Raw genomic sequence first — 20,324 nt, 5'->3', positions numbered from 1 at the left:
CTGCCCCATGCAATTGGACCGTGCCACTGGCTGGTTTCACGGAACCGGAATCACCCACTGCCCTTCGCCGAACTTCAATGCCCGCCCTGAAGGCGAATCGATTTCCCTGCTGGTGATCCACAACATCAGCCTGCCGCCAGCCTGTTTCGGCACCGGCAAGGTGCAGCAGTTTTTCCAGAATCGCCTGGACCCCGATGAGCATCCTTACTTCGACAGCATCAAGCACCTGACCGTGTCAGCGCACCTGTTCGTCGAGCGTGACGGGGCGGTGACCCAGTTCGTATCCTTGCTCGATCGTGCTTGGCACGCGGGTGTGTCGCGTTTCGACGGGCGTGAAGGCTGCAACGATTTCTCCATCGGTATCGAACTGGAAGGCACTGACGACCAGGCCTATACCGACGCCCAGTACGCCGTGCTGGAACAGCTTACCCGGCACATTCGTAGCGCCTGGCCGGCCATCGACCTGAGTCGCATTCAGGGCCACAGCGACATTGCCCCGCAACGCAAGACCGACCCCGGCCCGTCCTTCGATTGGCCGCGCTACCGCGAAGCGTTGTTGCACAACGAGGACAAGGCATGAGTTTTCTGGTGTTGTTGCTGGCACTGTGGGTCGAGAAGTTTTCGGCCCTGCGCCACCGCGTGCAGCGCGACGGGTTCTTCCTTGGCGAACTGGTGCGTCTGGAGCGCAGCGGCAAGATACACCCTTGGTGGACGCTGGCCATTCTGGTGCTGGCACCGGTAATGCTGCTGGTGTTGCTGCCGCATGTACTGGAGCCGGTGGCATATGGGTTGTTGGCCTTGCCGGTGCACCTGCTGGTGCTGGTCTATAGCCTGGGCCGTGGTGATGCCAAGGCCTCGCTTGGGCCGTTCCGCGATGCCTGGCGGCGCGGTGATGACCAGGCGGCGCTACATGTTGCAGAGCGTGACCTGGGGCTGGCCGCCGACGAGCCGCACAGCTTGCTGGTAAGGGTGCAGGGCAACCTGCTGTGGCAGGTGTACCAGGGCTTTTTCGCGGTGATCTTCTGGTATTTCGTGCTGGGGCCTGGGGCGGCGCTGGCTTATCGCCTGCTGGCGCTGTGCGGCGAGCACAGCAAGCAGCCTGCGCTGAAGGCGCGGGCCGAACAGCTGCGGCACATCATGGACTGGCTGCCGGTGCGGGTACTGGCGTTGAGCTTTGCCCTGGTGGGCAACTTCCTCTCGGTCACCCGGGTGATGTTGCACGAGGTGCTCAACTGGCACATCAGTGCGGCGCACCTGGTGGCCCGTGTCGGGCGCATTGCCGATGACATTCCCGACGATGAGGACAGCCAGCGCGGGTTGGGGCGGCTGGACAGCTTGTGGGAACTGCTGCTGCGCTGTGCGGTGCTGTGGTATGCCGGGTTTGCGCTGTGGACGGTGCTGGTTTGATCTTAAGCCAGGTGCGTCCCCCCTTGTGGGAGCGGCCTTGCGTCGCGAAAGGGCTGCATAGCAGCCCCAGATTTTCAGCTTCGCCGCTTAGATTGCTGGGGCCGCCTTGCGGCCCTTTCGCGACGCAAGGCCGCTCCCACAACTGAGCTTCACCAGTCAAACAAATCGCAAGCATTGCGGCTGCTAGCTTCTGCCAGCTCCCCGACATCAATCCCCATTACCTCGGCCAGCGCCCCGGCAATCTCTGGCAAATGCTCCGGGCTGTTCCTCACCCCCGGGTACATCACCGGCGCCATGTCTGGCGCATCGGTCTCCAGCACCACACTCTCCAGCGGCAGCCGCGCCAGGGTCTTGCGTAGCCGCAGTGCCTGTGGCCACGTCGCGGCACCGCCAAGCCCGAGCTTGAAGCCCAGCTTGATGTACTCGCGCGCCTCTTCGTAGCTGCCGGCAAACGCATGGATCACCCCCGCCCGCACCGGTTTGTAGCGCTTGAGCGTGGCAATCACCTGCGCATGGCTGCGGCGTACATGCAACAGCGCAGGCAGTTCGAAATCGCAGGCCATCTGCAGTTGCGCTTCAAACAGGTCCTGCTGGCGGGTTTTGTCCAGGTCTTCAAGGTAGTAGTCCAGGCCAAATTCACCCACGGCGCACAGCCGCGTATCGCCGTGCAGGCGTTCCAGCCATTCGCGCAACTGAACGAGGTGCTCCGGGCGGTGCTGGTCGAGGTAGACCGGGTGCAGGCCGAGTGCCGCGAACAGGCGCTGATCGGTGCAGGCCAGGTCCCACACCCGCTGGAAATTCGCCTGGTACACCCCCAGCACCACCATACGTTCCACCCCACGCGCCGCCGCATTGGCCAGCAGGCGCGGGCGGTCGGCGTCGAAGTCGGGGAAGTCCAGGTGGGTGTGGGTGTCGATCAGGCGCATGGTCAGGCTGCAGTGATGCGCTGCTTGAAGGTACGACCAACGGCATGCACACCTGGCTCGTAGCGCTTTTCCTCGATGGCGGCCAGCGCCAGCTCCAGCGCGGTGGCGGCAATCAGGCCATGCTGCTGGGCCATGGCATTGACCGGCAGCGGCAGGAAATCAAGCAACTGGTTGTCGCCAAAGGTGCCCAGCTGCAGCTGGCGCGAATCGGCAGGGCGCGCCTGCAGGGTATCGAACACCCCTTGCAGCAGTACGTACGAGGTGGTCACCAAGGCATCCGGCAGGCCGCCCAGGTCGTCGATCAGCTGTTGCATCAGGCGCTGGCCGCACTCGCGGCTGAACGCTTCACCCTGATAGCGGCGCACTTCACCGGCATAGCCTTGCAGCGCCTCGTCGAAGCCGCCGGCACGCGCCTGGCTGACGGACAGCTCAGGACGGGCGCCGATCAGGGCAATGCTGCGCGGGGCGGCACTAAGCAGGCTGGCGGCCAGTTGGCGGCTGGCATCACGATCGTCGCTGATCACCGAGCAGAAGTGCGCAGGGTCCAGGCGGCGGTCGATGGCGATCACCGGCAGGCCTTTGTCCTGCAAATCGCGGTAGCTGTCATCTTCCGGCGGCAGGCAGCTGGCGACGAACAGCGCGTCGCAGCGGCGGGCGCGGAACAGTTGCTGCAACTGGCGCTCGCTGTCGGGCTGGTCATCGCTGCTGGCGATCAGCAACTGGTAGCCACGGGCGCGGGCGCCTTGCTCCAGCTGCTTGGCAATGCGGGCGTAGCTGGGGTTCTCCAGATCCGGGAGAATGAAGCCCAGGGTGCGGGTGTGCCGGCTGCGCAGGCCAGCGGCCTGCGGGTTTGGGGTAAAGCCATGGGCTTCGACCACTGCACGCACGCGCTCGACGGTGGTGTTGCTGATGCGCTGCTGTTCAGCCTTGCCGTTGATGACATAGCTGGCTGTGGTCACGGACACACCGGCCAGGCGGGCGATATCGCTGAGTTTCACCGAATTTTCCTTGTTATTTCCGGGGCTGGCTGTAAGGCCGGACCGGGCATTTTGACCCAGCGCAGGCATCACGCGCAGACGACCATTGTCGCAATTGTCCGACAGGATGGGGCTTTTTACCGGGCAGATTATCGAGTAACGTGGCCGTCTGGTCAGATTAAACGTTTCAGCCGCCGAATTTTCTGCCTCGGCTGCCATCTGTGCAAGGCTGTTGAACTGGCCCTTCATGTGAATTTCACAACAATACTCCAGTACCCGACCGGGAACTGCAAAAGGAGAAGGTCATGCTCGAGCTCGCCAAGGAGCAGATAGCCATGGGCCAGACGGCCGCCGACAAGGCCGAGGCGTTGTGCCTGCTGGCGGACCGGCTGGTCGCTGACGGCCTGGTCGCCGAGGGTTACCTGCAAGGGCTGCAGGCCCGCGAGGCCCAAGGCTCAACGTTCCTTGGCCAGGGCATCGCCATCCCCCATGGCACGCCACAAACCCGCGATCTGGTGCATGCCACGGGCGTGCGCCTGTTGCAGTTTCCCGAAGGCGTAGACTGGGGTGATGGGCAAAGGGTCTACCTGGCCATTGGCATTGCTGCACGCTCCGATGAACACCTGCGCCTGCTGCAGCTGCTCACCCGTGCCCTGGGTGAGACCGACCTGGCCGAAGCGCTACGCCGGGCCAGCTCTGCCGAAGCGCTGCTCAAGTTGCTGCAAGGTGCGCCTCAGGAACTGGCGCTGGATGCGCAGCTGGTCGGCCTGAACGTTCCCGCTGAGGATTTCGACGAACTGGCCTGGCGCGGTGCCCGCCTGCTGCAGCGTGCCGACTGTGTTAACAGCGGTTTTGCCGCCGTGCTGCAACAGGCCGAGCCGCTGCCATTGGGCGAGGGCCTGTGGTGGCTGCACAGCGAGCGTCAGGTGCGCCAACCCGGCCTGGCCTTCATCACCCCGCAGCAGCCACTGCGTTACCGTGACCAGCCGCTCAACGGCCTGTTCTGCCTGGCCAGCCTCGGCGCGGCCCACCAGGCCTTGCTTGAGCGCCTGTGCGAAGTGCTGATCGAAGGGCGTGGGCAAATGCTCTACCAGGCCACCAGCAGCCGTGCGGTACTGGAAGTGCTGGGGGGCGAGGCGCCAGCGGATTGGCCCAGTGCGCGCATCGTGCTGGCCAACCCGCATGGCTTGCATGCGCGCCCGGCCAAGGTGCTGGCGCAACTGGCCAAAGGCTTCGAGGGCGAGATCCGCGTTCGCGTGGTCGACAGTGCGCAGCCGGCGGTGTCGGTGAAGAGCCTGAGCAAGCTGCTCAGCCTCGGCGCCCGCCGTGGCCAGACGCTGGAGTTGGTGGCCGAACCGGGCATCGCCGCCGATGCCTTGCCGGTGCTGCTGGCGGCCATCGAACAGGGTCTGGGCGAAGAGGTCGAGCCGCTGGCACAACGTGAAGCACCCATTGCCAGCGTTGCGGCCGACGTGCTGCAAGCCCCCGTGGCCGGTAGCCGTATCCAGGGCGTGGGCGCTGCCCCCGGCATTGCCAGCGGCCCGGCGCATGTGTGTGTCGAGCGTGAGTTCGATTATCCACTACGTGGCGAATCCAGTGCTCTGGAGCGGCAAAAGCTGCGTCAGGCCATAGCGGCGGTGGACAGCGACCTGCAGGCTTTGGTGAAGCGCAGCGACAAAGCCATTGGCGAGATCTTCGTCACCCATCAGGAAATGCTCGCCGACCCGGCCCTGACCGACGATGTCGAACAGCGCCTTGCCCAAGGCGAAAGTGCTGCGGCAGCCTGGATGGCGGTAATCGAAGCCGCAGCCCGTCAGCAAGAGGCGCTGCACGATGCCTTGCTGGCCGAACGCGCCGCCGACCTGCGCGACATCGGCCGCCGCGTGCTGGCGCAATTGTGCGGTGTGCAGGCCCAGGTTGAGCCGGAGCAACCTTACGTACTGGTGATGACCGAAGTCGGCCCGTCCGATGTGGCGCGGCTGGACCCAAGCCGGGTCGCCGGCATCGTCACCGCTCAAGGAGGCGCCACTGCCCACAGTGCCATCGTCGCCCGTGCGTTGGGCATTCCTGCAGTGGTGGGTGCGGGGGCAGCGGTCCTGCTGCTTGAGCCCGGCACGCCGCTATTGCTCGATGGCCAACGCGGCGTGGTCAACGTGGCGCCGCCGGAAGAAGAATTGCAACGCGCCCTGGCCGAGCGTGATGCCCGCGAGCAACGCCTGCAGGCCGCGTGGGCCAATCGCCTCGAACCCGCCGTGACCCGCGATGGCCACGCTGTCGAGGTGTTCGCCAACATCGGGGACAGCAACGGCATCGACAAGGTGGTGGAGCAGGGCGCCGAAGGCGTCGGCCTGCTACGCACCGAACTGATTTTCATGGCACACCCCCAGGCCCCGGACGTGGCGACCCAGGAAGCCGAGTACCGCCGCGTGCTCGATGGCCTGGACGGGCGCCCGCTGGTGGTACGCACCCTCGATGTCGGCGGCGACAAGCCGCTGCCGTACTGGCCGATCGCCGCCGAAGAAAACCCTTTCCTTGGCGTGCGCGGCGTGCGCTTGACTCTGCAGCGCCCGCACATCATGGAAGACCAGCTGCGTGCCTTGCTGCAGGCTGCCGACAATCGCCCGCTGCGTATCATGTTCCCGATGGTTGGCCAGGTACACGAGTGGCGCGAGGCGCGGGCCATGGTCGAGCGCTTGCGTGCAGAAACCCCGGTGGCCGACTTGCAACTGGGCATCATGGTCGAAGTGCCTTCGGCGGCCTTGCTGGCGCCGCAACTGGCGCGTGAAGTGGACTTCTTCAGCATCGGCACCAACGACCTGACCCAATACACCCTGGCCATCGACCGTGGCCACCCAAGCCTTTCGGCCCAGGCCGATGGCCTGCACCCGGCCGTGCTCAGCCTGATCGACATGACCGTGCGCGCCGCCCATGCCCATGGCAAGTGGGTAGGCGTATGCGGCGAGTTGGCGGCCGACCCGCAGGCGGTGCCTGTGCTGCTGGGGCTGGACGTTGACGAGCTCAGCGTATCTGCGCGCAGCATCGCCGAAGTCAAGGCCCTGGTTCGCCAGGCCGATCACCAGACGGCCCGCGCCCTGGCGCGCGAGGCCCTGCAACAAGACAGCGCTGCGGCGGTTCGCGCGCTGGTGGAGCGTTTCTGAATGGCCAAGATCCTCACCCTCACCCTGAACCCGGCGCTGGATATCACCATCGGCCTGGACACCCTGCGCCCGGGGCAAGTCAACCGCAGCCAGGTACAACAGAGCCATGCAGCGGGTAAAGGGCTGAACGTTGCCCAGGTACTGGCCGACCTGGGGCACAGCGTGACCGTCGGCGGCTTTCTCGGGCAGGACAACCTGCAGCCATTCGAAGCGCTGATCCAGTGGCGCGGTTTTGCCGACTGCTTTGTTCGCGTGCCGGGCGAAGCCCGCAGCAACATCAAGCTGGTCGAGGCCGATGGCCGCGTCACCGACATCAACGGCCAGGGCCCGGAAGTTGATGAGGCGGCGCGTAGCGCGCTGCTGCGCCGCCTGAAACAGGTCGCCCCAGGCCATGATGCGGTGGTGGTGGCCGGTAGCCTGCCGCGTGGCATCAGTGCCGAGTGGTTCCGCCAGTTACTCGACCAGTTGAAGGCATCGGGCCTGAAGGTCGCGCTGGACAGCAGCGGCGAAGCCTTGCGTGCGGGCCTGCAAAGCGCGCCTTGGCTGGTCAAGCCCAATACCGAAGAGTTGGGCGAGGTACTCGGCCTGGCTGTGGATAACCCGGCGCAGCAACGTGCAGCCGCCGAGCACCTGCTGGCCAGCGGCGTCGAACATGTGGTGGTGTCTGCAGGTGAGCAGGGTGTCAGCTGGTTCGCCCGCGATCTGGCCGTACACGCCTGCCCACCCAAGGTGCGGGTCGCCAGCACGGTGGGGGCGGGGGATTCGCTGGTAGCCGGCATGGTCCATGGCCTGCTGCAGGGCGAGCTGCCTGCGCAGACGTTGGCCCGCGCCACCGCAATTGCTGCCCAGGCCGTCACCCAGGTTGGCTTCGGCATCCGTGACCGCGAGCAACTGGCGCGTCTGGAAGCGGCCGTGCAACTGACAGAACAACAAGAGGGTTGCCGATGAACATTGCCATTGTCACCGCCTGCCCCAACGGCCAGGTGTCGAGTGTGCTGAGCGCACGCTTGTTGTCCGCCGCTGCCCAGCGGCGTGGCTGGAGTACCAGTGTCGAAGTGCAGGACGCCGGGTACCCGGAACGGCAACTGAGTGCGCAACAGATCGCCGACGCCGACTGGGTGCTGGTAGTCAGCACTGGCGCAGTGGACCTGGCCCGCTTTGTCGGCAAGCGCGTGTACCAGAGCACACCCTCCCAGGCGCTGGCCGACCGTGAAGGCTTCCTCGATGAGGCGGCCGCCAATGCCCAGCCGTTGGTGGCGGCATCAGACGCCCCAGTCGCTGTTGGCAGCGCTGTCACGCGAATCGTTGCGGTCACTGCTTGCCCGACCGGCGTCGCGCACACATTCATGGCCGCAGAAGCCTTGCAGCAAGCGGCACAACAGATGGGCTATCAACTCACGGTCGAAACCCAGGGTTCGGTCGGGGCGCGCAATCCCTTGTCTGCCGAGGCCATCGCAGAGGCGGATGTGGTGCTGCTGGCCGCTGACATCGAAGTGCCCACTGCGCGGTTTGCCGGCAAACGGATCTACCGTTGTGGCACTGGCATCGCCCTCAAGCAAGCCCGCGCCACGCTGGACAAGGCCCTGGCCGAAGCCAAAGTGGAAAGCAGCGCCGATGCCGTAGCCGCTGCCAGTACGGCAAAGGGCGAGAAGACCGGTGTGTACAAGCACCTGCTGACCGGGGTGTCGTTCATGCTGCCCATGGTGGTGGCCGGTGGGCTGCTGATTGCCCTGTCGTTCGTGTTCGGCATCGAGGCGTATAAAGAGCCGGGCACCTTGCCGGCGGCGTTGATGCAGATCGGTGGCGAGGCTGCGTTCAAGCTGATGGTACCGCTGTTGGCGGGCTACATCGCCTGGTCCATCGCCGACCGCCCGGGGCTTGCGCCGGGCATGATCGGTGGCCTGCTGGCCAGCACCTTGGGGGCCGGTTTCATCGGTGGCATCGTCGCGGGCTTTCTTGCCGGTTACAGCGCCAAGGCCATTGCCCGCTGGGCGCGCCTGCCCACCAGCCTGGAAGCGCTGAAGCCGATCCTGATCATTCCGCTGCTGGCCAGCCTGTTCACCGGCCTGGTGATGATCTACGTGGTGGGCCAGCCGGTGGCGGCCATGCTCGAAGGGCTTACGCACTTCCTCGACAGCATGGGCACCACCAATGCCATCCTGTTGGGGCTGTTGCTGGGAGGCATGATGTGCGTCGACCTTGGCGGGCCGATCAACAAGGCCGCCTATGCCTTCTCGGTGGGGTTGCTGGCGTCGTCGAGCTACGCACCGATGGCGGCGACCATGGCCGCCGGCATGGTGCCGCCGATAGGCCTTGGCATCGCCACTTTCCTGGCCCGGCGCAAGTTCGCCCAGAGCGAGCGCGAGGCAGGCAAGGCGGCGTTGGCGCTGGGGCTGTGCTTCATCTCCGAAGGGGCGATCCCGTTCGCAGCCAAAGACCCGCTACGGGTGATCCCGGCCAGTGTCGTGGGTGGCGCATTGACCGGGGCGCTGTCGATGTACTTCGGCTGCAAGCTGATGGCGCCGCATGGCGGCTTGTTCGTGCTGCTGATTCCCAATGCGATCAACCATGCACTGCTTTACCTGCTGGCGATTGTGGCGGGTAGCCTGGTGACGGCGGTGGTGTATGCGGTGATCAAGAAGAGCGAGCGGGTGGAGTTGGCGGTGGCTCCTGTAAAAGGCTAAAGACCTGGGTTGGCTCCACTGGCCCTATCGCCGGCAAGCCAGCTCCCACAGGTACAGCGCAGCTCCAGAGGCCAGCGCGATCCTGTGGGAGCTGGCTTGCCGGCGATAGGGCCAGCACAGGTCACCGCCGATGCTTCTGCCGCAGCGGCACCAACAGATCACCCAACCCGTTGTGGTCGATCTCATGCATCAACGCCAGCAGCCCACCCAGCTCCCCCGCCGGAAAGCCCTTGCGCGCAAACCACGCCAGGTAGTCCCCCGGCAGGTCGGCAATGATCCGTCCCTGATACTTGCCAAACGGCATGGTCCGGGTCACCAGCAGTTCGAGGGTTTCCGGCTTCATCTTCGATGCACCTGGCTGTGGAAAAGCGCCGACCATACTGCAATCTGCACGAGCGCCCAAGCGGCAATCATGCAGAACGCCCTCATCAGTCTTCATCCTTAATTACATAAGTCATTGAAAATAATGGATTTATTTTTTGATTAAGGCTTGGCACGAACACTGCTCCCTTACAGATGACTATCACCTGCCAAGGAGTTCGTACCATGAGTAACCCCAACAAAGACGTGATCGATGTGCTCAACGACCTGATCGAGTACAGCAAGGATGGCGAGAAAGGCTTCAAGACCTCGGCCGATGATGTGAAGAACCCAGAGTTGAAAGCGTTTTTCGTCCAGCGTGCCGGCGAGTGCGCCAATGCCGCAGGCGAGCTGCAAAGCGAAGTGCGCCGCCTGGGCGGCGACCCGGAAACCTCCACCAGCATCAGCGGCGACCTGCACCGTGGCTGGGTCAACCTGAAGTCGATGGTCACCGGCAAGGATGAAGAAGCGGTGCTCAACGAGGTGGAGCGGGGCGAGGACCACGCGCTTAAAGCCTACAAGGAAGCCCGCGAAAAGCTGGTGAAACTGGGCCGCACCGCCAGCGACATGACTTACAGCCTGGTGGAAAAACAGTTGCAAGGCGTGCAGCGCAACCATGACCAGGTCAAGGCCCTGCGCAACGCTGCCCGCGCCCGTTCTTAAGCCTCAGGCCCCTCTACCCGGTTGCGGCCCATGGCCTTGGCCCGGTAGAGCGCTTCGTCCGCAGCGCCCAGTACCCTGGCCAGGTCGTGCTGGGTGCCGGACAGGCCGATACCGATGCTCACCGTCACCGCGTGGGCATCATCGGCAAACGGCGCTAGCGCCTCGACGCTGGCGCGTATGCGTTCCGCCAGTAACCGGGCGCCGGCCAGGTCGGTTTCCGGCAGCACCACCTGAAACTCCTCCCCACCATAACGCGCAGCCAGGTCGGCCGGGCGGCGGATGCACGCTTCGATGGCTTTGGCCACTTCACGCAGGGCATGGTCGCCACCGGCATGGCCATGGCGCTGGTTGAATGCCTTGAAATGGTCCACATCCACCATCAGCACGGCCAGCGGCTTGCGGTTGCGTTGCGCGCGAGCCCATTCCTGGCGCAGCACCTGGTCCAGGCGGCGACGGTTGGCCAGGCCCGTCAGGCTGTCGGTGGCAGCCAGGGTTGCCAGGCCTTGCTCGGCTTCCTGACGGCGGCGCAGTTCGCGGCCCAGCAGCAGGGTCAGCCAGAGAATGCCCACGCAGAGCACGCCGGTAGCGACGCTGACCAGAATCGCGGTACGTCGCCACGACTGGAACACCTCGTCTGCCGAGTGAACCACCAGTACGATCAGCGGCAACTGCGCGACACGGGCAAAGGTGTAGATGCGTGAGCTGCCGTCGCTCCCGGAGCGTGCGGTGAAGTTGCCACTCTGTTCGCTGAGAATACGCTTGAAGTTGGGCCGCTCGGCATAGTTGGTGCCGATCAGTGGGTCTTGCGTGCGCGAGGGCTGGCGGGCGAGCAACTGCCCGTCGGTATTGAACAGGTTGATGCTGCTGTCGTCGCCGATGTCCAGGCGCTGGAACAGTTCGCTGAAGTACGACAGGCGCAGTGCCCCTGCCGCCAGCCCGGCGAATTCGCCATTGGGGCCAGAGATACGCCGGCTGAAACTGATACACCAGTCCAGGTCGCCCAGTTTGGCCTTGAACGGCGGGCCCACCAGCAAACCGAGGTTGGCGTTGTTCTGATGCGCCTTGAACACCCCGGTATCGCCGAAGTTGGCCTTGCGCGGCACGCTGCTGGTGGAGTCGCCCACTACGTTGCCTTGTTTGTCCAGCCACAGCACATCACCGCGTTTGCGGTCGACGAAGGCTTCATTGAATAGCAGGCGCTGGCGTAGCGGGCCGGGGATTTCCGGCAGTTCCTTGCGTCCGACAGCCCAGATCAGGCCCTGCAGGGACTGATCGTAGAGTTCGGCGTTGCGCAGGATGTCGCTTTCGATCAACTGAACGATGTTGTTGGACGAGCGAATGGCCGACAGCTCGACGCTATCGCGTTCCCGCGCCAGCAGGTAGCTGACGATGGCGACGATGGCGAGCACGGCAAGGCAGCTGCCCAGATTGAGGGTCAGCTCGGGGTGCGACCTGAGGAATGCGAAACGCGGTAATCGGGTGGGCATGCTCGCTACTGCGTGGGCAGGGCCATTCGCGGCGGCGACATTCTAGGGAAGCGCGGATTGTCGGACAAGATTTGTCCGACGGAATCACGCGTAGGGTTGCTGCGCAGCCCATCGCCGGCAAGCCAGCTCCCACAGGTACAGTGCAACCTTTGAGGCTGCTGCAGTACCTGTGGGAGCTGGCTTGCCGGCGAAGCGAGGGCAAAGCCCTCGCATACGGTCTTGGATCAGAACACGTTCAGCGGATAATCCACGATCACCCGCACTTCATCGTTGTCGCTGTTGCTGTCGATCGACGCATAACCCTGGCTACCACGGTGGGTGGCATAGCGCACCAGCACCGACAGGTCTTTCAGGTCACCTTCCTGGAACACGTACTTCACGTCCAGGTCGCGTTCCCAGTGCATGGCGTTCTTGCCATCTTCACGGTAGTAGTCGTAGTGCGTGGTGTCCTGCACCGCCTTGGTCAGGTCGGCTTCACCGCGCGAGTACGACAGCGAGGTGGTCAGGCCAGGCACGCCGACGCCGGCGAAGTCATAGTCGTACTGCAGCTTCCACGAACGCTCGTTCGGCGCGTTGAAGTCCGAGTACATGCGCGAGTTGTCCAGGTACACGCTGTCGCCCAGGTTGATGTAGTCGAACGGCGTGTTGCCGTTGACCCGCTGGTAGGCGGCGGTGACGCTGTGGAACCCGGCGTTGACGGTGAAGTGCACGCTGTAGGTGTTGTTGTCGATCTTGCCCAGCAGGGCCTGGCCGGTGTCCTGGGTGTGGTAGAAGTGCACGCCTGGGTTCAGGCTGACCAGGTCGTTGACCACGTAGGTGTAGTCGAAGTCAGCGTAGTACTGGTTCCAGATGTCCTTCAGTTCGGCGGCGTACAGGTTGGCGGTGATGTTCTCGGTACCGCTCCACGACGCGCCGGCCCAGTTCAGGTGCTTGCTCTTGTCGTGTTCGTTCAGCGAGCCGTAGTAGGTGTCGATACGGCGGTGGCCGCTCTGGTTGTACGGGTGGGTGAAGCTCACCTGGCCGCCTTCGAGCAGCAGGCCGTCGATGCTGGTGTTGGTCAGGCTCACGCCACGGAAGGTCTGCGGCAGCATGCGGGTTTCGCCGCCAGCGATCACCGGGTTGGTGAGGAACAGGTCACCGGCTTTCAGCTCGGTGTCGAATGCCTTCAGCTTGACTGCAGCGCCAGCCGTGGAGAACGAGTGCGGGGCAGCGCCCAGCTCGCCGTCGTCCTTGATGTGCTCGGGCAGGATGCTGGTGCCGGCATGGCCGCCACCGCCGTCGAGCTTGAGGCCCAGCATGGCATGGGCGTCCAGGCCAAAGCCGACCACACCCGGGGTGTAACCGGACTCGAAGCGCGCAACCGCGCCCTGGCCCCACTCGCGGGTGTCGCGCACGCCGGCGTTGTGGTTGTCGCGGTTGAAGTAGGCATTACGGAAATGCAGGTTGAAGGACGACCCTTCGATGAAGCCATCAGCCTTGTCTTCATCTGCCTGGGCGGCGAAAGGGATCGTTGCAGTCAACGCAATGAACAGCGGGGTAAAACGAAACGCGGAAGGCACCGGTACTAGCTCCTTTGGTGTGACGGTGGGGCAGTTTTTATTTTTGAATGTGCGTCTTTCTTATAAGTAGACGTTACAGCCGGGCTGAGCGTTAAAGCACATAAAAAAAGCCGCTGATCGGCAGCGGCTTTAAAAGGCTAACATATCGGCACCGGTGGTGCCCATGGCGTAGCCAAGGGAAATCGGGAGCAGCAACAGCGCTTGATCAGCTGTCGGCATTGGCATCGACAGCAGCTTTGGAAGCTGTCTGTTTTGCGTCTTTGGCGGCGTCAGACTTGTTTGCAGCCACAGCGTCGCGGGCCTCTTGGTGGACGGCGGCGAGCTCTGCATTACGGGTGACGAAAGCGCTGGATTCTTCGGCCATGGCCAGGGGCGACAACAACAGGGAAGACAGAACGAAGACGCTGGCAATACCCATACTGTTGGACATTTGAAACTACCTTCTTGCGGTGCAAGTGCTAATGAGGACGGGGGTAAAGTTAGTCCTTTCAGTGCACTGGAAACAGAGCGAAGTGCGATAAGCACTGTTGCGCAAAAGGTAACGATCCCTGAGAAAGCAATAGTACTTTCGGCGCAAACCCGCAATCTAGAGCGCTTTAGCGGTTCTCTGTGGGAGCGGCCTTGTGTCGCGAAAGGGCTGCAGAGCAGCCCCGGCAATTGATGCTATGGCACAGAACTTGGGGCCGCTTCGCGACCCTTTCGCGACACAAGGCCGCTCCCACAGGGACCGTGACGCCTGTCAGCCATGGGTTGGCAGCTTGATACCGAAGGTATTGACCCCAGCCCCGCTGCGCACGAACACCTCCCCCCCATGCATCAGCGCAATCGCCTTGACGATGGCCAACCCCAACCCATGGTTACCCCCGCCACTGTTGCTGCGCGCCGCATCCACCCGGTAGAAGCGCTCGAACAGCAACGGCAGGTGCTCGTCGTCAATCGCCGGCCCCGGGTTGCTCACGGCGATGCTGACCTGCTCCGGCCCGGCATCGATCTGCACCTGGATCACCTGGTGTGGCGCCGTATGTTGCACGGCGTTGTTCAGCAGGTTGATCAACGCCCGGCGCAGTTGGGCTTTTTCGATGGGGGCGTGGGCATCGCCGCTTACGTTCACGCTGACCTGCGCGTCTTCGAGGATGTAGTCCAGGTAGTCGAGCGTGGTCGCCACTTCCTCTGCCAGCGAGGCCTGGGTCAGGGCAGTGGCCTTGCTGCCCTGGTCGGCACTGGCCAGAAACAGCATGTCGTTGATGATGCTGCGCAGGCGTTCCAGCTCTTCCAGGTTGGATTGCAGCACTTCGAAATAATGCTCGGCGCTGCGGCCTCGGGTGAGTGCGACCTGGGTCTGGCCGATCAGGTTGGTGAGCGGGGAGCGCAGTTCATGGGCAACGTCAGCGTTGAAGGCTTCCAGCCGCGAGTAGGCCTGGCTGACACGGTCGAGCGCAGCGTTGAAGGCGCCGGCAAACTGCGCCAGTTCCGGGGCCAGCGCGTGGGTCTTCAAGCGCCCGTCCAGGCGTGGCGGGGCCAGGGCCTGGGCCTCGTTGGACAACGCCAGCAACGGGCGCAGGCCAATGCGCGCCACCCAGTAGCCCAGCACTGAGGCCAGCAGTACGCCAAGCACTGCCAAACCGACAATCGCCACCAGCAGGCTGTGCTGCGCCTGCCAGAAGGTTTCGGTGTCGATGCCGATCAGAAAGCGTAGCGGTGGCCGCTCGCCCAGTGCTGGCAGTTCGCTGACCAGCACCTTGTAAGGGTAGGGGCGGTCGGGCAGGCGCAGGTCGCGCATACCCTGCGGGCCTTCGGCGAAGGCCCGTACCAGCTCGCTGGGGTGGCCGTACTCGTAGGCCGGGTTGCTGCTGACCACCCAGAAGCGGATGCGTTTGTCTTCTTCGCTCAGCAGGTTGAGCTTGTTGTTGATCTTGGCCCAGTGGTCTGGCGTACCGAAGCGGTTGAGGGTGGATTCGAGCACGCTGAAGCGTGCGTCCAGTTCAGCTTGCGGCAGCAAGTCAAGGCTGTGGTCGACCTGGCGGTAAAGTGCCGAGCCGATCAACACGAACACGCCCAGTGCTACCAGGATGAACAGCGCCGACAGGCGCAGGGCGATGGAATTACCCCGCACGGTTTTCCAGGACATAGCCCATGCCTCGGATGGTGTGCAGCAGCTTGTTGTCGAAAGGCCCGTCCAGCTTGGCGCGCAGGCGCTTGATTGCCACTTCCACAACGTTGGCATCGCTGTCGAAGTTGATGTCCCAGACCAGCTCGGCAATCGCCGTCTTCGACAGGATTTCACCCTGCCGCCGGGCCAGAACGCTCAGCAGCGAGAACTCCTTGGCAGTCAGGTCCAGGCGCTGGCCGGCGCGGGTGGCCTTGCGCGCCATCAGGTCGATCCACAGGTCTGCCACCTGCACCTGGAGCGGTTCGTGGCTGCTGCTACGGCGGGTAAGGGCCTGAAGACGGGCGACCAGTTCAAGAAACGAGAACGGCTTGCCCAGATAGTCGTCGGCACCCTCACGCAGGCCGTGGATGCGGTCTTCGACCCGTTCGCGGGCGGTCAGCATGATCACCGGCGTCTGCTTGCGCGCGCGCAAGGCGCGCAGCACGCCATAGCCGTCCAGGCCGGGCAGCATCACATCCAGCACGATCACAGCGTAATCGCCCTCCAGGGCCAGGTGCAGGCCGTCGATGCCGTCCCGCGCCAGGTCCACGGTAAAGCCCTGTTCGCTCAGGCCACGATGCAGGTAGTCGGCGGTTTTTTCTTCGTCTTCGATGATCAGCACACGCATGGTCTTGTCCTAGCTGGCACTTGGCGCTGCCGCTCGGGCAGCCTGGCGGCGGTGGAACAGGCGCTCCAGGGCCAAGTATATGACCGGGGTGGTGAACAGCGTCAGGGCCTGGCTCACCAGCAGGCCGCCGACCACTGCAATGCCCAGTGGCTGACGCAACTCGGCGCCGGTGCCGAAGCCGAACATCAGCGGCACCGCGCCGAGCAAGGCGGCCAGGGTGGTCATGATGATCGGACGGAAGCGCGTCAGGCACGCTTGATGAATCGCCTGCTCCGGCGTCAGGCCCTGATGACGCTGGGCTTCCAGGGCAAAGTCGATCAGCAGGATGCCGTTTTTCTTGACGATGCCGATCAGCAGCACCACGCCGATCAGCCCCATGATGCTGAAGTCCTGGCCCATGGCCCACAGCAATATCAGCGCACCCAGGCCGGCCGAGGGCAGGGTGGAAATGATGGTCAGTGGGTGGACGAAGCTTTCGTACAGCACGCCGAGGATGATGTACACCGCCACCAGCGCGGCCAGGATCAACCACGGTTGGCTCGACAGCGAACTCTGGAAGGCCTGGGCCGCGCCCTGGAAGTTGCCGCTGATGGAGTCGGGCATGCCCAGCTCGCGCTGGGTGCGGTCGAGGATGCTCACAGCATCGCCCAGGGCCACGCCGGGGGCCAGGTTGAACGACAGGTTGGCCGCCGGGAACAGGCCATCGTGGCTGATCGACAGCGGCCCGGTGCTGGGCGGCGCCACGTGGGCGACGGCCGACAGCGGCACCATCTCGTTGCTCAGCGGCGAGCGCAGGTAGAAGTAGTTGAGGCTCTCGGCCTTGCCACGCTGCTGCGCATCCAGTTCGAGGATCACCTTGTACTGGTTGGTGTCGGTCTGGAATTCGCTGATCTGCCGCTGGCCGAAGGCGTCGTACAGGGCCTGGTCGACATCGGTGGTGGTCAGGCCGAAGCGCGCGGCGGCCTGGCGGTCGATGTCGATGCGGGTGACGCTGGCGCCCAGTTGCAGGTCGTTGGACAGGTCGCGGAACGCCGGGTTTTCCCGCAGCCGGTCGGTCAGGCGCTGCGTCCACAGGTTCAGGGCCTCGCCGTCGTTGCTCTTGAGCACGTACTGATACTGGGTGCGGGACGGGCCGGAGCTGAGGTTGATGTCCTGGCCGGCGCGCATGTACAGGACAATGCCCGGTACCTGGGCCAGCTTGGGCCGCAGCCGGTCGATCAGTTCGCTGGCCGACACATCGCGCTCGCCACGTGGCTTGAGGGCGATCCAGAAACGGCCGTTGGCGATGGTCTGGTTGCTGCCGGTAACGCCCACCGAATGGGAGAACGCGCGCACGGCCGGGTCTGCCCCGATGATCTTGGCCAGCGCCTGGTGCTTCTCGATCATCGACGGGTACGAGACATCCGCCGCTGCTTCGCTGGTGCCCAGAATGAAACCGGTGTCCTGCAACGGGAAGAAGCCCTTGGGGATGGCCACGTAGCCGGCCACCGCCAACGCCAGGGTCACGCCAAACACACCCAGGGTCAGGCGCTGGTGGGCGAGGGCGCGGTTCAGGCCCTTTTCGTACCACCCGACCAGGCGTTCGCCAAAGCCGCCCTTGTGTTCACCGGGTGGGCTGCGCATGAACAGCGCGCACAGGGTTGGCGCCAGGGTCAGCGAAACCACCACCGAAATCAGGATGGTGGCCGTGGCGGTCAGGGCAAACTCTTTGAACAGCCGCCCGACCACACCGCCCATGAACAGCAGCGGGATGAATGCGGCAATCAGCGAGAAACTGATCGACACCACGGTAAAGCCGATTTCCCCGGCGCCCTTGAGCGCCGCCGTGCGGCTGTCGTCGCCGGCCTCCAGGTGGCGGTGGATGTTCTCCACCACCACGATGGCATCGTCGACCACGAAGCCCACGGAGATGACGATGGCCACCAGGGTGAGGTTGTTCAGGCTGAAACCGAGGATGTACATCAACGCGCAGCTGGCGATCAGCGACACGCCCAGCACGCTGGATACCACCATGGTCGCCGACCACTGGCGCAGGAACAGCGCCATCACCCCGATCACCAGGGCCACGGCGATCATCAGCGTCAGTTCCACTTCATGCAGCGAGGCACGGATGGTCTGGGTGCGGTCCTGCAGCACCGACACTTCGACCGAGGCTGGCAGCATCTCTTGCAACCGGGGCAGGGCGGCCAGCACGCGGTCTACGGTATCGACGATGTTGGCCCCGGGCTGGCGGAAGATCACCAGGTTCAGCCCCGGCTGGTCGCCGGACCAGGCTTTGACGTAGGCGTTTTCGGCGCCGTTGATCACCTTGGCCACGTCCTTGAGGTGTACGGGGGCGCCATCGCGGTACGAGACGATCAGTTGCGCGTAGTCCTCGGGGTGGAACAGCTGGTCGTTGGCGGCGATGGTCGACACGCTGTGCTCGCCGTACAGCGCGCCCTTGGCCAGGTTCAGGCTGGTCTGCTGGATGGCCTGACGCAGGTCGGCCAGGGTCAGGCCGATGGCGGCCAGCTTCTCGGGCTGCGCCTGCACGCGGATTGCCGGGCGCAGCTGGCCGGTGATGTTGATCAGGCCCACCCCGTCGATCTGGCTCAGCTGGCGGGCCAGCAGGGTTTCGGTGTAGTCGCTGAGGTCGTTGCCGGGCATCTGGTCGGAGCTGACCGTCAGCACCAGCACCGGGCTGTCGGCCGGGTTGACCTTGCGCCAGGTTGGCGGGTTGGGCAGGTCTTGCGGCAGGCGCGCAGTGGCGGTGTTGATCGCCGCCTGCACTTCCTGGGCGGCAGTGTCGATGTTCTTGTCGAGGGTGAACTGCAGGATCAGGGTGGTCGAGCCCAGCGCGCTGCTGCTGGTCATCTGGGTCATGCCGGGGATGGCGCTGAACTGCACCTCCAGCGGCGTGGCCACCGATGAGGCCATGGTTTCCGGGCTGGCGCCGGGCAGTTGGGCAGTCACCTGGATGGTCGGGAAGTCTGCCTCTGGCAACGGCGCCACCGGCAAGCGCGGGAAGGCGATGGCCCCCAGCAGTACCAGGGCGAAGGTCAACAGCAGGGTGGCGATGGGGTGATCGATGCACCAGGCAGAAACACCGTTGCGCGTGTTCATGGCTGGCTCCGGCGGTCGGCCATTTCCGACGGCGCGGGAGCATCAGGCGTGACTTCGACCCGCGCGCCCGGCTTGAGCCGTGATTGGCCATCGAGCACCAGGCGCTCGCCCGGCTTGACCCCGGCAATGATGTTCAGCCCGCTGTCCTGGTACAGCACCTTCACCGGCACGCTGGTGACCTTGTCGCCGTCCAGGCGGTAGACGAAGTGCCCGTCGACGCCGCGCTGCACCACCGGTGGCGGCACCACCAGGGCGTTTTCTTCCACGGCGGTGCGCAGGCGGATGGTGACCAGTTGGCCCGGCCACAGGTGGCCATCCTTGTTGTCGAACTCGGCCTTTACCCGCACGGTACCGGTGGTGCCGGAAATCTGGTTGTCGATCAGTGCCAGGTGGCCTTCGCCGAGCAGGCTGCGGTCGCCGTCGGCGTCCATGTAGGCCTGCACCAGCGCCGGGGTGGGTGCCTTGAGCAGGCTTTGCAGGGTTGGCAGCATTTGCTGCGGCAGGGCGAATTCGACGGCGATGGGGTCGATCTGGGTGACACTGAACAGGCCTTGGGTGTCGCTGGTGCGTACCAGGTTGCCCGGGTCGACATTGCGGATGCCGACGCGCCCGGTAACCGGTGAACGGATCTGCGTGTAGGAGAGCTGCACTTCAGCGTTGGCGATGGCGGCCTGGTTGCCCTTGACGGTGGCCTGCAACTGGTTGACCAGCGCCTGTTGCTGGTCGAGGGTTTGCTTGGATACGCCGTCATCGCTGCTGAGCAGGCGGTAGCGCTTGAGGTCGACGCCAGCCACCTGGATTTGTGCCTGGCTTTGGCCGAGCTGGGCGCGGGCCTGGTCGAGGCTGGCGCGGATGCTGCGGTCGTCGAGGGTGGCGAGCAGGTCGCCTTCCTTGACCCACTGGCCTTCCTTCACCAGCACCTGGGTGAGTACCCCCTCGACTTGTGGCCGTACTTCGACGCTGTGCAGCGACTGAACTGTCCCGATGGCGCTGGCGTAGCGCGGCACGTCTTGCTGGGCGACGCTGACCACGCGCACGGGGATGGCCGCCTGCGCACGGGCAGCGGGTGCAGGCTGGCGCTGGCTATACCAGCTGCCCGCTACCACCAGGACAAGAAGCGCCAGGGCGGCGAGGATGACAGAGCGGGACGGACGTCGCATCGGTGCGGGCACCTTGGCCAGAGGGGAGGGAACGGTAGTCTGTACTCAATCTTATAGCCCCCGA

General features: G+C 64.5%; 16 protein-coding genes. 6 read left to right on the top strand and 10 right to left on the bottom strand.

What is annotated here, in order from left to right:
• Positions 1-7: 7 nt before the first annotated feature.
• Positions 8-580, top strand: coding sequence for a 1,6-anhydro-N-acetylmuramyl-L-alanine amidase AmpD (gene ampD / locus N436_RS05220; protein WP_105945659.1), 573 nt, complete (start codon positions 8-10; stop codon positions 578-580).
• Positions 577-1,407, top strand: a complete 831-nt coding sequence (gene ampE, locus N436_RS05215; RefSeq protein WP_110740546.1) for a regulatory signaling modulator protein AmpE — start codon at positions 577-579, stop codon at positions 1,405-1,407. Before ampD ends, ampE begins: the two co-directional genes overlap by 4 nt.
• A 149-nt stretch (positions 1,408-1,556) precedes the next feature.
• Here the strand turns inward: ampE and N436_RS05210 are convergent, their stop codons facing one another.
• Positions 1,557-2,333 (bottom strand): TatD family hydrolase, encoded by a 777-nt coding sequence (locus N436_RS05210; protein ID WP_110740545.1) that lies wholly within the window; start codon positions 2,331-2,333, stop codon positions 1,557-1,559.
• 2 nt (positions 2,334-2,335) lie between these two features.
• Positions 2,336-3,331: a catabolite repressor/activator gene (gene cra, locus N436_RS05205; RefSeq protein WP_028699510.1), complete on the bottom strand. Its 996-nt coding sequence runs from the start codon at positions 3,329-3,331 to the stop codon at positions 2,336-2,338.
• Between the two features lie 284 nt (positions 3,332-3,615).
• On the opposite strand from cra, the gene ptsP reads away from it, so the two are divergent.
• From ptsP to N436_RS05190, 3 genes are read left to right on the top strand one after another with little or no spacing between them, the layout of a single operon-like run.
• Complete coding sequence (ptsP, locus tag N436_RS05200) at positions 3,616-6,468, top strand: phosphoenolpyruvate--protein phosphotransferase (protein WP_110740544.1); 2,853 nt, start codon at positions 3,616-3,618, stop codon at positions 6,466-6,468.
• Positions 6,469-7,416, top strand: coding sequence for a 1-phosphofructokinase (gene pfkB / locus N436_RS05195; RefSeq protein ID WP_110740543.1), 948 nt, complete (start codon positions 6,469-6,471; stop codon positions 7,414-7,416).
• Positions 7,413-9,152 carry a PTS fructose-like transporter subunit IIB gene (locus tag N436_RS05190; protein WP_110740542.1) on the top strand — a complete coding sequence of 580 codons (1,740 nt, stop codon included), beginning with the start codon at positions 7,413-7,415 and terminating at the stop codon, positions 9,150-9,152. The genes pfkB and N436_RS05190 overlap by 4 nt, the downstream gene beginning before the upstream one ends.
• Before the next feature lie 121 nt (positions 9,153-9,273).
• Here N436_RS05190 and N436_RS05185 read toward each other — a convergent pair whose 3' ends face one another.
• The gene (locus N436_RS05185; protein ID WP_016713256.1) at positions 9,274-9,495 is read right to left on the bottom strand and encodes a DUF3820 family protein; all 222 of its coding nucleotides are present in this window, start codon (positions 9,493-9,495) and stop codon (positions 9,274-9,276) included.
• Positions 9,496-9,698: 203 nt separating this feature from the next.
• Between N436_RS05185 and N436_RS05180 the strand changes: the two genes are divergently transcribed.
• Positions 9,699-10,175 (top strand): PA2169 family four-helix-bundle protein, encoded by a 477-nt coding sequence (locus N436_RS05180; protein WP_019099750.1) that lies wholly within the window; start codon positions 9,699-9,701, stop codon positions 10,173-10,175.
• Here the strand turns inward: N436_RS05180 and N436_RS05175 are convergent.
• The 7 genes from N436_RS05175 to N436_RS05145 form a co-directional block, all read right to left on the bottom strand.
• Entirely contained in the window at positions 10,172-11,662 is a 1,491-nt protein-coding gene (locus N436_RS05175) for a sensor domain-containing diguanylate cyclase (RefSeq protein ID WP_105945665.1), read from the bottom strand. The genes N436_RS05180 and N436_RS05175 overlap by 4 nt on opposite strands.
• A 224-nt stretch (positions 11,663-11,886) precedes the next feature.
• Positions 11,887-13,221 (bottom strand): OprD family porin, encoded by a 1,335-nt coding sequence (locus N436_RS05170; RefSeq protein WP_105945666.1) that lies wholly within the window; start codon positions 13,219-13,221, stop codon positions 11,887-11,889.
• Between the two features lie 205 nt (positions 13,222-13,426).
• On the bottom strand, positions 13,427-13,651 hold the full coding sequence (locus N436_RS05165) for a hypothetical protein (RefSeq protein ID WP_110740541.1): 225 nt from the start codon (positions 13,649-13,651) through the stop codon (positions 13,427-13,429).
• Positions 13,652-13,960: 309 nt separating this feature from the next.
• On the bottom strand, positions 13,961-15,349 hold the full coding sequence (locus N436_RS05160) for a heavy metal sensor histidine kinase (protein WP_110740540.1): 1,389 nt from the start codon (positions 15,347-15,349) through the stop codon (positions 13,961-13,963).
• Entirely contained in the window at positions 15,324-15,998 is a 675-nt protein-coding gene (locus tag N436_RS05155; protein WP_012270545.1) for a heavy metal response regulator transcription factor, read from the bottom strand. Before N436_RS05155 ends, N436_RS05160 begins: the two co-directional genes overlap by 26 nt.
• A gap of 9 nt (positions 15,999-16,007) precedes the next feature.
• Complete coding sequence (locus N436_RS05150) at positions 16,008-19,100, bottom strand: multidrug efflux RND transporter permease subunit (protein WP_105945669.1); 3,093 nt, start codon at positions 19,098-19,100, stop codon at positions 16,008-16,010.
• Positions 19,097-20,260, bottom strand: coding sequence for an efflux RND transporter periplasmic adaptor subunit (locus N436_RS05145; RefSeq protein ID WP_105945670.1), 1,164 nt, complete (start codon positions 20,258-20,260; stop codon positions 19,097-19,099). Before N436_RS05145 ends, N436_RS05150 begins: the two co-directional genes overlap by 4 nt.
• Positions 20,261-20,324: the final 64 nt, after the last annotated feature.

The sequence above is a fragment of the Pseudomonas sp. RV120224-01b genome, assembly GCF_003208145.1.
Taxonomy (GTDB): domain Bacteria; phylum Pseudomonadota; class Gammaproteobacteria; order Pseudomonadales; family Pseudomonadaceae; genus Aquipseudomonas; species Aquipseudomonas monteilii.
Note: the sequence above shows the minus strand (reverse complement) of the source record. Positions and strands in the feature narration are given on the sequence as shown.